The following is an 11,699-nucleotide window of genomic DNA, read 5'->3' on the forward strand; positions in this document are numbered from 1 at the left end:
GCCGTGGTCAACGTGACCGATCGTGCCCACGTTCACGTGCGGCTTGGTGCGGGTGAATTTACCTTTTGCCATTTTTCAATCCTTGAAAGAGCATGTCCCGTGTGTTGGTTTTATGTCTGCATCCGATTGCTGGTTCGCCCCGCACGGGAACAGGGCGGCACCGGATCGCAGACAAGAAGGGCTATGCACTGCATGGCCCCACATTCTTGAAATTTACTTCGAACGCGCAGCGACGATGGCTTCGGCGACGTTACGCGGAGCTTCAGCGTAGTGCTTGAATTCCATCGTGTACGTGGCGCGGCCTTGCGTGGCCGAGCGCAGCGTGGTCGAGTAGCCGAACATTTCCGACAGCGGGACTTCAGCCTTGATGAGCTTGCCGCCACCGATCATGTCGTCCATGCCCTGCACCATGCCGCGACGGCTGGACAGGTCGCCCATCACGTTGCCGGCGTAGTCTTCAGGCGTTTCGACTTCCACGGCCATCATCGGCTCGAGGATGACCGGGCTGGCCTTGCGAGCGCCTTCCTTGAAGCCAAAGATGGCGGCCATCTTGAACGCCATTTCGTTCGAGTCCACGTCGTGGTACGAACCGAAGTGCAGCGTGACCTTGACGTCCACGACGGGGTAGCCCGCCAGCACGCCTTGGGTCAGTGCTTCCACAACGCCCTTTTCCACTGCGGGGATGTATTCGCGAGGAACCACACCGCCCTTGATGGCGTCGACGAACTCGAAGCCCTTGCCGGCTTCCTGCGGCTCGATCTTCAGGACGACGTGACCGTACTGGCCCTTACCACCCGACTGGCGAACGAACTTGCCTTCGGCTTCTTCGACGGTCTTGCGGATCGTTTCGCGGTAAGCCACTTGCGGCTTGCCCACGTTGGCTTCCACGCCGAATTCGCGCTTCATGCGGTCCACGATGATTTCGAGGTGCAGTTCGCCCATGCCGGAGATGATGGTCTGGCCGGATTCTTCGTCGGTACGCACGCGGAACGACGGATCTTCCGAAGCCAGGCGCTGCAGGGCGATGCCCATCTTTTCCTGGTCGGCCTTGGTCTTCGGCTCGACAGCCTGCGAGATCACGGGCTCGGGGAATTCCATGCGCTCCAGCGTGATCATGGCGTTCGGGTCGCACAGGGTTTCGCCCGTGGTGACGTCCTTCAGGCCCACGCAAGCGGCGATGTCGCCGGCACGGATTTCTTCGATTTCGAGACGTTCGTTGGCGTGCATCTGCACGATACGGCCGATACGCTCTTTCTTGCCCTTGACCGGGTTGTAGACGGTGTCGCCCTTGCTCAGAACGCCCGAGTACACGCGCACGAAGGTCAGCTGGCCGACGTACGGGTCGGTCATGAGCTTGAATGCCAGCGCGGAGAACTTCTCGCCGTCGTCAGCCTTGCGGGTGACGTCTTGTTCGTCGTCGTCCGTGCCGTGCACCGGAGGAATGTCCAGCGGCGAAGGCATCAGTTCGATCACGGCGTCGAGCATGCGCTGCACGCCCTTGTTCTTGAACGCGCTGCCGCACAGCATCGGCTGGATTTCGCCGGCGATCGTGCGCGTGCGCAGACCGTGGGTGATTTCTTCGAGCGTCAGGTCACCTTCTTCAAGGTACTTGTTCATCAGCTCTTCCGACGCTTCGGCCGCGCTTTCGACCATCTTCTCGCGCCATTCCTTGGCCAGCTCGACCAGCTCGGCGGGGATTTCGCGCGTTTCGAACTTCATGCCTTGCGAGGCTTCGTCCCAGAAGATCGCCTTCATCAGACGCAGGTCGACCACGCCCTGGAACTTGTCTTCGGCACCGATCGGGATCACGATCGGCACGGGGTTGGCCTTCAGGCGGTCGACCATCATCTGGCGAACGCGGAAGAAGTTGGCGCCGATGCGGTCCATCTTGTTCACGAACGCCAGACGCGGCACCTTGTACTTGTTGGCCTGACGCCAGACGGTTTCCGACTGGGGCTGCACGCCGCCGACCGAGTCGTACACCATGACAGCGCCGTCCAGCACGCGCATCGAGCGCTCGACTTCAATGGTGAAGTCCACGTGACCGGGGGTGTCGATGATGTTGATGCGGTGCTCGGGCAGCGAGTGGTCCATGCCCTTCCAGAAGCAGGTCACGGCAGCCGAGGTGATCGTGATGCCACGCTCTTGCTCTTGCTCCATCCAGTCGGTCGTTGCCGCGCCATCGTGCACTTCGCCGAGCTTGTGGGTCACGCCCGTGTAGAACAGGATACGTTCGGTGGTGGTGGTCTTGCCGGCGTCGATGTGCGCGGAGATACCGATGTTGCGGTAGCGCTCGATGGGGGTCTTGCGGGACATGGTGTACTTTCGGGTTTAAATGCGTTGAGCGCTGGGCGTCGAGCACGGGCGATTTCGCCCGGCACTCAACCCCCAACGCTCAAGAGACGTGTGATTTTTAGAAGCGGAAGTGGCTGAAGGCGCGGTTGGCTTCTGCCATGCGGTGCACTTCGTCGCGCTTCTTCATGGCACCGCCACGGCCTTCCGTGGCTTCCATCAGTTCGTTGGCCAGACGCAGGGCCATCGACTTCTCACCGCGCTTGCGGGCAGCTTCCTTGATCCAGCGCATCGACAGGGCGAGGCGACGGACAGGACGGACTTCGACCGGCACCTGGTAGTTCGCACCACCGACGCGGCGCGACTTCACTTCGACCATCGGCTTCACGTTGTTGATGGCAACGGTGAACGCTTCGAGGGGGTCCTTGTCCGGGTTCTTCTTCTCGATGAAGTCGAGGGCACCATAAATGATGCGCTCGGCCACAGCCTTCTTGCCGCCTTCCATGATCACGTTCATGAATTTGGACAGCTCGACATTGCCGTACTTGGGATCCGGCAGGATTTCACGTTTGGGGACTTCGCGACGACGTGGCATTTTTCTAACCTCTTTGCTTCAGTTGGCATCGTTTCCGATACCGCGAGAGTCAGTCAGGACTCTCACTTACTCGACCCGACAGTGGGTCACTTCGTTCGACAAGCCCGCCAAGGCCATCGAACACCGCTTTGTTTTTTGACGACAGGAAGGCTTAAGCCTTCTTGGGACGCTTCGCGCCGTACTTGGAACGCGACTGCTTGCGGTCTTTCACGCCTTGCAGGTCGAGCGAACCGCGCACGATGTGGTAACGCACACCGGGCAAGTCCTTGACACGACCGCCGCGAACCAGCACGACGCTGTGTTCTTGCAGGTTGTGGCCTTCGCCGCCGATGTAGGAAATGACTTCGAAGCCATTGGTCAGACGGACCTTGGCAACTTTACGAAGCGCCGAGTTGGGCTTCTTGGGCGTCGTGGTGTAGACGCGGGTGCAGACACCGCGACGTTGCGGCGAGTTCTGCATGGCAGGGCTCTTCGAATTGATCTTTTCGACCGTTCGACCCTGACGCACCAGTTGATTGATGGTTGGCATGAATGAATTAGTCCCAAAACAACCCGACTCTGGTAGTGAAACCGCCCTTGGTCGTGACTCAAGGAAGCCGGGAATAACGAAAACGTGAAACCCTTCGGAAAATTCCGAAAAGCCCACGAGTATAGCAGGCAGGTCTGAAATGGCAATGTCAGGCGCCTGGAGCGCCCGCCACCCCCCGTTTCAAGGCCCTTTTTGCCCGCCTCTTACTTGATCCAGAGACGCACGGCGTCCCAGGCGCGGCCGAAGACGCCGGCCTGCTCGACCGGCTCCAGGGCGACCAGCGGCACGTCGGCCAGGGGCTGGTCGTCCAGCGTGACCTTGAGCGAGCCGACGGCCTGGTACTTGGTGAACGGCGCGACCAGCGGGTCGGGGCGCGACACCTGCGTCTTGATCTTGCTGGCGGAGCCGGTCGGCACCGCGACCACGATGGCTTCAGGTCGGCCCAGCTTCAGCACGTTGGCCTTGCCCTTCCAGACGGCGGGCGTGGCGGCGGGCTGGCCGGCTTCGAACAGGCGCACGGCGTCGTAGGCCGTGTAGCCCCAGTTCAGCAGCTTCTGCGACTCGTTGGCGCGCACGGTCTCGCTGGTGGCGCCCAGCACGATCGACAGCAGGCGACGGCCGCCGGTCAGGTTCGGGAAGTCGCGCTTGGCGGTGGCGATCATGCAGTAGCCGGCGGCGTCGGTGTGGCCGGTCTTCAGGCCGTCGACGGTCGGGTCGCGGAACAGCAGCAGGTTGCGGTTGGTGTCGTTGGTCGACGGCGTGCCCGGGTAGCGGTACTTCTTGATGGCGTAGTACTTGGCTTCTTCGGGGAAGTCGCGCACCAGGCGGGTGGCCAGGATGCTCAGGTCGCGCGCCGTGGTCGTGTGGCCGGGCGCCGTGAGGCCTTCGGGGTTCTTGTAGGTGGTGTTCTTCATGCCCAGCACCTTGGCCTGGGCGTTCATCATCTCGACGAAGTGCTCCACCGTGCCGCCCACGCCTTCGGCCAGCGCCACCGTGGCGTCGTTGCCCGACTGCACGATCACGCCCTTGATCAGGTCTTCCACCGGCACCTGCATCTTGGGGTCGATGAACATGCGCGAGCCGGGCATCTTCCAGGCGCGCGGGCTCACCGGCAGGGTCTGGGTCAGCGAGATCTTCTTGGCGCGCAGCGCATCGAACGCGACGTACGCGGTCATCAGCTTGGTGAGCGAGGCCGGCTCGATCGGGCTGTCGATGTCCTTCTGCGCCAGGATCTGGTTCGCGGTCACGTCGAGCAGCAGGTAGCTGCGCGCGGCGATTTCAGGCGGGGCCGGCATCTGGGCGGCGGCGATCACGCCAACCGAGGCAGCAGCGGTCAGCACCAGTGCGCGAAGCGCAGTGAAAAAACGATTCATGGGGAAGATAAGAAGAGACGAGGACAAGCCTGCAAGGCTTTCATTCGGTGCCCGCGCGCAGATGGCGGGCGACCAGGCTTTTGAGCAGCGGCAATTGTCCGTGAAAGAAATGGCCGCCCCCGGGAATAACCGTGACAGGGAGTGACTGGGGACGCGCCCAATCCATCACGGCAGCGAGAGGCACGGTGTCGTCGGCTTCGCCATGGACCACCAGCGCGCGCTCGTGCGCGTCGGCCGGCAGCGTGGCCACCGAGAAACGCGAGGCGGCCGTGCCCACCAGCACCAGTTGCCGCACGTCGCGTGCGGCCCAGAGCTTCTCGGCCGCGCAGCTGGCCACGAAAGCACCGAAGGAAAAGCCGGCAATCGCCAGCGGGCCCTCGGGCGCGAGCTGGCCGACGACATGCAGCATGTCCTCGAGCTCGCCGCGCCCTTCATCGTGGACGCCTTCGCTGGCGCCGACGCCGCGGAAGTTGAAGCGCACGGCCGTCCAGCCGCAGGACACGAAGGCGCGGGCCAGGGTCTGCACGACCTTGTTGTCCATCGTGCCGCCGAACAGCGGATGCGGATGGGCGATCACCGCGATGCCGCGCGCGTCGCCGGACGGCACATCGCGCTGCACCTCGATCGCGCCCGCGGCGCCCTGGAGGCTGATTTTTTCGGTCTGGGAGTTCATGGCGCTGGGGTTGGCTGGGCCGGCGATGCCGGCAACGTGCACGGTACGAGCACGGGGTCCGCAGGAAAGTTCAGCGGCCGACGTCGGGCGGCAACACCAGCCGCTCGACGACCTGGCCATTCTTCAGATGGGACTCGACGATCTCGTCGATGTCCTCGGCGTCCACGAAGGTGTACCAGACGGCCTCCGGGTAGACCACTGCGACGGGCCCGCCCGCGCAGCGGTCGAGGCAGCCGGCCTTGTTGACGCGCACCTTGCCGGGCCCGGCGAGCCCCTGCTCCTTCACCTTGGCCTTGCAGCGGTCGAAGCCTTCCTGCGCGTTGTGCAGGGCGCAGGAGTCTTCGCCGTTCTTGCGTTCGTTCAGGCAGAAGAAGATGTGGCGGCCGTAGTAGCCGGACGGTGCGGCGGGGGGTGTGCTGGGCATCGATCGATTTTATGAGCGCGCTCAGGACGAGGGCGGGGGCGATACAGGACGGCTGCGCCGCGACAGCGCGGCCAGCACGTAGACCAGCACCGCGAAGGGCCAACCCCAGCCCAGCCACTGGGCCAGGCCGTGGAAGCGGATGAAACGCCCCTGCTCCCAGGTGGCCAGGGTCTGCGCAAAGTAGGCGCTCTCGGGTGCCTGGTTCAGCAGGCTCAGCTGGAGCACGAGCCCCATGAGCAGCAGCGCGCCGCACAAACGGCGCGGCGCGAACAGCAGCAGCACGCCCGCGAACACCGCCGCGGCCAGCCCGACCTGCACCGGCAGATCGAGCCAGGCCCACGCATGCGCGGGACCGTAGCTCATGGCCGCCGACAGCGCCGAGGCCGCGACGCCCGCCAGCAGGATGAGCGGCAGCAGCACCGCGCGCTGCACCACGTTGCGCGCCACCAGGTAGCCCAGCAGGCACGGCACCAGCGCCCCGAGCATCACGCACAGCAGCTCCACAGCCGGCACCAGCGGCTCCAGCTCGAACTGGCGCACCGGCAGCCAGTCGATGAAAGGCGTGTCGAGCAGCCACTCGGAAATCGTCGTCTCCAGCCGTTCGAACACCTGGCCGAGACCGAAGGTGACGGCGGCGGGGAACAGCAGCGCAAAAGGCCAGAGCGCGAGCAGCACAAGCCCGCCGCGTGCGTCCTCGACGAACCATTGCGAGCGCACGCGGCTCCAGTGCGCGATCGCCCCCAGCCGCTCCAGCGCCGCGGCCAGCACCGCGCCGAGCACCGTGCCGGCGGTGTTCAGCCCCAGGTCGACATTGGAAGGAATGCGCGCCGGCAAATAGCTCTGCAGCGTCTCCATGGCAAAGGCGATCGCCGCGCCCGCCACCGTGGCGCGCAGCAGCGCGCGCCAGACACTGTGACTGCGCCCCGTGCGCAGCACGGTCAGCGCGCACAGGAAACCGAAGGGCACGTAGCCCACCACGTTCACCCCGAAGTCGAAACCCGTCCAGTACTTGGGCCAGGGCGCCGACAGGTAGGCCCAGGGCGCGATCCCCTGGTCGCGCCAGTCGGCGAAGGGGTACAGGCTGGCATAGACGATCAGCGCCGCATAGGCCAGCGCCAGGGGGAGCGCGGCAGACTTGTGCGGCATGTCTACCGTCGACACGGCATCAGAAAGGTTTCACCACCACCAGGATCACGATGCCCAGCAGCAGCAGCACGGGCAGTTCGTTGAACCAGCGGTACCAGCGGTCGCTGCGGCGGTTGCCGCCGGCCGCAAAACGGCGCAACAGCACGCCGCAGCCATGGTGGTAGCCGATGGCCACCAGCACCAGCGCCAGCTTGGCGTGCATCCAGCCGTTGCCCGGGCCGCGGCCGATGCCGTAGCCCAGCCAGAGCCACGCGCCGAACACCAGCGCCGGCACCGCCAGGAAGGTGGTGAACCGCAGCAGCTTGCGCGCCATCAGCAGCAGGCGTTCGCGCTCCGCGACCGACTCGGGCGGCACCATCGCCAGGTTGACGAAGATGCGCGGCAGATAGAACAGCCCGGCAAACCAACTGGCAATGAAAACAATGTGAAGAGATTTGACCCAGAGCATGGCGGCAGTTTAGTGGTGGCTGCACACTGAGCCCTTTTGGGGCCCTTTGCCAAGGTTTCGGGCAAAAAAAAGCCCGACGTCTTCACGTCGGGCTGGGAAGCCCTTTTGCTGTCACACATCAAGGCACCCGCTCAGGGAGGAAAAGCGGGGAGCGGCAAGCCGCCCGCTTCAGAATTTAACAAAGACGAAACAAGGTTTCAAGCGATTGAGGCAGTTTCTTTGACTTTTACAACAAAAATCTAGAACTTAAGTTCTATTAATTGCCGTAGTTGTCAGACAACTTGCTTCCCGGAGCCCTGGGCTGCGATTTTCCGCTTCAGGCACAATTTTAGATATATGACGTCACCATTTTCTCCGCTCGCGATGTTCCCCGCCGGCCGCCCGCGACGGCTGCGCCGCGATGCCTTCACCCGCAACCTGGTGCGCGAGCATGCGCTGACGACAAACGACCTGATCTACCCGGTGTTCGTGCAGGAAGGCGAGAAGCGCCGCGACGCCGTGGCCTCGATGCCCGGCGTGGATCGCCTGAGCCTCGACCTGCTGCTGCCCGTGGCCGAGCAGTGCGTGCAGGCCGGCATCCCGGTGATGGCGCTGTTCCCGGTGATCGACGCCAGCCTCAAGACGCCCGCGGGCGACGAGGCCTTCAACCCCGACGGCCTGATTCCCCGCGTGGTGGCCGCGCTCAAGGCGCGCTTCCCCGAACTGGGCGTGATGACCGACGTGGCGCTCGACCCCTACACCAGCCACGGCCAGGACGGCCTGCTCGACGACACCGGCTACATCCTCAACGACGCCACCGTGGAAGTGCTGGTGAAGCAGGCACTCACACAATCGCAAGCTGGCGTGGACATTGTGGCCCCGAGCGACATGATGGACGGCCGCATCGGTGCGATCCGCACCGCGCTGGAAGCCCGCGGCGACATTCACACGCGCATCATGGCCTACAGCGCCAAGTACGCCAGTGCCTTCTATGGCCCCTTCCGCGACGCCGTCGGCTCGTCCGCCACGCTCGGCAAGAGCAACAAGAAGGTCTACCAGATGGACCCCGGCAACAGCGACGAGGCCCTGCGCGAGGTCGCCATCGACATCGCCGAAGGCGCAGACATGGTCATGGTGAAGCCCGGCATGCCCTACCTGGACATCGTGCGCCGCGTGAAAGACGAGTTCCGCGTGCCGACCTTCGCCTACCAGGTGAGCGGCGAGTACGCCATGCTGAAGGCCGCGGCCCAGAACGGCTGGCTCGACCACGACGCCGTGGTGCTCGAAAGTCTGCTGGCCTTCAAGCGCGCCGGCGCCGACGGCGTGCTGACCTACTTCGCGCTTGACGCCGCCCGATTGCTACAAAAATAATAGCTACTGCGGCATGCCTGCCGCACCTCCACGGCACTTCTGGCGTGGAAGAAGAACCACCGGGGGCGACTGTCCATGCGCATCTTCGAAATCAGCCGCTCGCAGGTCAGCGAGCACGCCTCGCTGGCGCCGCTGGCCGTGCCGGGCGCCTGCGCCGCCGCCAGCTACCTCTGGATTTCGCTGACGCGCGACGAATTCCGCGCCGCCCAGCCCGAGGTGCAGCAGATCCTGCAGACGCTGTGCCAGACCCAGCTGGTCGACCTGCACGTGGCCGACCTGCTCAACGACCAGTTGCCCTCGCACTACGACTACACCTCGCTGTACGACGTGCTGGTGTTCCGCCGCCTGGCCACGGGCAACGGCCAGGACAGCGCTGAACCGCCGCCACAGCAACGCCCGTCGCGCGGCGGCCCGCCGGTGCTGCGCCGCATCGACACCCGCCCGGTCGGCTTCGCGGTGTTCGACCGCGTGCTGCTGTCGGTGCACCCCGAGGACGGCACGGTGCGCGACGCCTTCGCCGCCCGGCTGCTGGCGGCCGCCTCGTCCGACGACCGCGGCACGCCCGCGCTCGACGTGCGCGCCACCTCGGCCCGCCTGCCGGCCAGCCCCGCCGACCTGATGCTGCGCATCGTCAACCTGATCGTCGACGGCTACCTCGACCTGCGGCGCGAGCTCACGAAGCAGCTCGACCACTGGCAGACCGAGCTCATCGACCCGCGCAGCCGCTTCACCAACTGGAGCGCGCTGATGGAGGCGCGCCAGTCGCTGCACCGCCTGGACGAAATCTGCGAAGACCAGCGCGCCGCCATGCAGGACTGGATCGACTCGCTCGAAACCCTGCCCGTGCCGCAGGGCGAGACCGCGCAGCGCGAGCGCGACCTGATCATGGTGCGCAGCCGCGACGTGCTGGAGCACATCCAGCGCGTGGTGCATCACGTGCACCGGCTTGAGCAGAACGCCGAGACCGCCGTGCAGATGCACTTCAGCGTCCAGGGCCACCGGGCCAACGACATCATGCGGGTGCTGACCGTGCTCACCGCCATCTTCCTGCCGCTCAACCTCATCGCGGGCATCTTCGGCATGAACTTCGAGTTCATTCCGCTGGTGCACAAGGCGGACGGCTTCTGGATCGCGATGACGGCCATGCTGGTCATCGCGGTGCTGCTGGTCCTGGTTTTCTGGCGCAAGCGCTACCTCGCCCGCACGCGCTGAGCGCCCATGAAAAAAGCCACGCGGATGCGTGGCTTTCTTTTGTCAGCCCGGGCCGCCCCGGAAGGCGGCTGGCTTCGTGGCCAATTACTTGGCGACGGCGCCCGAACCTTGCTGGGCTTGAACGCGTGCGTCCATCGGGTTCACCATGGTCGAGATGACCTTGCTGTTGACGCGCGAACCCGAGGTCACGTTCTGGTCGGGAGCGTAGGCGGTGCGGATGGCTTCGGCTTCGACGATCGAACGGTCCTTCGACACGGCCACGGTTTCCGCGCCGCGCGAACCACGCACGACGTTCTGGTTCGGGGCTGCGGCGGTGCGCTGGGCTTCGGCGTTGACTTCGTCGCGGCTCTTGGACGAGATCACTTGGGTCACGCCTTGGTACGTCTCGGCTTGGGCGCCGGTGGCGGCCAGGAGGGTCAGGGCGGCGGCTGCGAAAATGTGCGAGGTCTTCATGTCTGTTCCTTGTGTTCGGCTAGATGGGATGTCCACCAGGCTTGCACGTTGGCTCGCCTGTGCGGCGAGTGTCAGCCGGAATTCCTCCGGGAAAACACTCGGTTCAGAGACACGGTGTTTCCTGTAGCGAAACAATCAGTCAACAAAGTCGTGCACGCAAAAAACCGGGGCGTTCGCCGCCTGACTGCTTCCGGCTTACACCAGAACCCCGCGCCGGTCCTATCCGGCAAAACCCCCGAGAATCGGCACACCGCGCTCCCTCGCGAAAAACAACGGGTTTCACTGACATGGACAGTCTCGATCTGATCAAAACCTTCCGGGAAGTCGCCTCGCACGGCAGCTTCTCCCAGGCCGCCAAGCGGCTCGACATGTCGAAGGCCACGGTCAGCAAGTACGTCGCCGAACTCGAGACCCGCTTCGGCGTGCGCCTGCTCAATCGCTCCACGCGTTCCGTCAGCCTCACCGATGCTGGCCAGCTGCTGCTGGAGCGCAGCACGCCGATGCTCGAGATGGTCGAGCTCACCCAGGCCGAGCTGCAGGAACGCGCCAGCCAGCCCGGCGGCCGGCTGCGCATCTCGGCGCCGCACGGCATGGGCAACGGCGAGTTCCCCGACCTGCTGGCCGACTTCATGCGCCACTACCCCGACGTGAGCATCAGCCTGCAGCTGACCAACCGCACCGTCGACCTCGCCGAGGAAGGCATCGACGTCGACATCCGCAGCGGCCCGGTCGAAGACGCCAACCTCATCGTGCGCAAGCTGCGGCTCATCCACATGGTGGTCTGCGCCTCGCCGGTCTACTGGAAGAAGCACGGCAAGCCCGCGCACCCGCAGGAGCTCGCCCACCACGAGGCGCTGACCCATTCGCTGCTCGGCACGCAACCCGTGTGGCGCTTCGATGACAACGGCCAGCCGCTGGACGTGCAGGTCAAGAGCCGCATGGACTGCACCGAGGGCGCGCCGCTGATCCGCGTCGCGATGCGCGGCTTCGGCGTGATCTACCTGCCCTCGCTGCTCGTGCAGTCACACATCGACAGCGGCGAGCTGGTGCCGGTGCTCGAAGGCTATGCGCGCAAGGACATGTGGCTGTCGGCCGCCTACCTGCAGCGGCGCCACAACAGCGCGGCGCTGCGCGCGTTGCTCGACTTCCTGCAGACCCGCGTCGGCGCCAAGAAATAGAAATGAAAAAAGCCCGGCACTGCCGG

Annotated in this window: 12 protein-coding genes and 1 pseudogene; 3 read left to right on the top strand and 10 right to left on the bottom strand. The window is 64.9% G+C overall.

Features of this window, described 5'->3' with window-relative positions:
- From AC3WQM_RS30285 to AC3WQM_RS30325, 9 genes and pseudogenes are all read right to left on the bottom strand, one after another.
- Window positions 1–72: pseudogene (locus AC3WQM_RS30285) on the bottom strand (GTP-binding protein); the annotation flags it as partial.
- A 141-nt stretch (window positions 73–213) separates the two neighbouring features.
- Window positions 214–2,316 (bottom strand): elongation factor G, encoded by a 2,103-nt coding sequence (fusA, locus tag AC3WQM_RS30290; protein WP_489061049.1) that lies wholly within the window; start codon window positions 2,314–2,316, stop codon window positions 214–216.
- 97 nt (window positions 2,317–2,413) lie between these two features.
- On the bottom strand, window positions 2,414–2,887 hold the full coding sequence (rpsG, locus tag AC3WQM_RS30295) for a 30S ribosomal protein S7 (protein WP_007829591.1): 474 nt from the start codon (window positions 2,885–2,887) through the stop codon (window positions 2,414–2,416).
- 151 nt (window positions 2,888–3,038) lie between these two features.
- Window positions 3,039–3,416: a 30S ribosomal protein S12 gene (gene rpsL / locus AC3WQM_RS30300; protein ID WP_013543948.1), complete on the bottom strand. Its 378-nt coding sequence runs from the start codon at window positions 3,414–3,416 to the stop codon at window positions 3,039–3,041.
- A gap of 203 nt (window positions 3,417–3,619) precedes the next feature.
- The gene (locus AC3WQM_RS30305; RefSeq protein ID WP_492683641.1) at window positions 3,620–4,789 is read right to left on the bottom strand and encodes a D-alanyl-D-alanine carboxypeptidase family protein; all 1,170 of its coding nucleotides are present in this window, start codon (window positions 4,787–4,789) and stop codon (window positions 3,620–3,622) included.
- 40 nt (window positions 4,790–4,829) lie between these two features.
- Window positions 4,830–5,462, bottom strand: coding sequence for an alpha/beta hydrolase (locus tag AC3WQM_RS30310; RefSeq protein ID WP_492683671.1), 633 nt, complete (start codon window positions 5,460–5,462; stop codon window positions 4,830–4,832).
- A gap of 70 nt (window positions 5,463–5,532) precedes the next feature.
- Window positions 5,533–5,886, bottom strand: coding sequence for a (2Fe-2S) ferredoxin domain-containing protein (locus AC3WQM_RS30315; RefSeq protein ID WP_489061054.1), 354 nt, complete (start codon window positions 5,884–5,886; stop codon window positions 5,533–5,535).
- A 21-nt stretch (window positions 5,887–5,907) separates the two neighbouring features.
- Window positions 5,908–7,032 (bottom strand): VanZ family protein, encoded by a 1,125-nt coding sequence (locus tag AC3WQM_RS30320; RefSeq protein WP_492683642.1) that lies wholly within the window; start codon window positions 7,030–7,032, stop codon window positions 5,908–5,910.
- A 19-nt stretch (window positions 7,033–7,051) separates the two neighbouring features.
- Window positions 7,052–7,480, bottom strand: coding sequence for a CopD family protein (locus AC3WQM_RS30325; protein WP_062478845.1), 429 nt, complete (start codon window positions 7,478–7,480; stop codon window positions 7,052–7,054).
- Window positions 7,481–7,816: 336 nt separating this feature from the next.
- Here AC3WQM_RS30325 and hemB point away from each other — a divergent pair, with 336 nt between their 5' ends.
- The gene (gene hemB, locus AC3WQM_RS30330; RefSeq protein WP_492683643.1) at window positions 7,817–8,830 is read left to right on the top strand and encodes a porphobilinogen synthase; all 1,014 of its coding nucleotides are present in this window, start codon (window positions 7,817–7,819) and stop codon (window positions 8,828–8,830) included.
- A gap of 75 nt (window positions 8,831–8,905) precedes the next feature.
- On the top strand, window positions 8,906–10,042 hold the full coding sequence (locus AC3WQM_RS30335; RefSeq protein WP_492683644.1) for a magnesium transporter CorA family protein: 1,137 nt from the start codon (window positions 8,906–8,908) through the stop codon (window positions 10,040–10,042).
- Window positions 10,043–10,126: 84 nt separating this feature from the next.
- Here the strand turns inward: AC3WQM_RS30335 and AC3WQM_RS30340 are convergent, their stop codons facing one another.
- Window positions 10,127–10,495, bottom strand: a complete 369-nt coding sequence (locus AC3WQM_RS30340) for a hypothetical protein (protein WP_062478764.1) — start codon at window positions 10,493–10,495, stop codon at window positions 10,127–10,129.
- A gap of 287 nt (window positions 10,496–10,782) precedes the next feature.
- Here AC3WQM_RS30340 and AC3WQM_RS30345 point away from each other — a divergent pair, with 287 nt between their 5' ends.
- The gene (locus AC3WQM_RS30345) at window positions 10,783–11,673 is read left to right on the top strand and encodes a LysR family transcriptional regulator (protein ID WP_139700428.1); all 891 of its coding nucleotides are present in this window, start codon (window positions 10,783–10,785) and stop codon (window positions 11,671–11,673) included.
- Window positions 11,674–11,699: the final 26 nt, after the last annotated feature.

This window comes from Variovorax sp. FW301-JW7 (assembly GCF_058788795.1).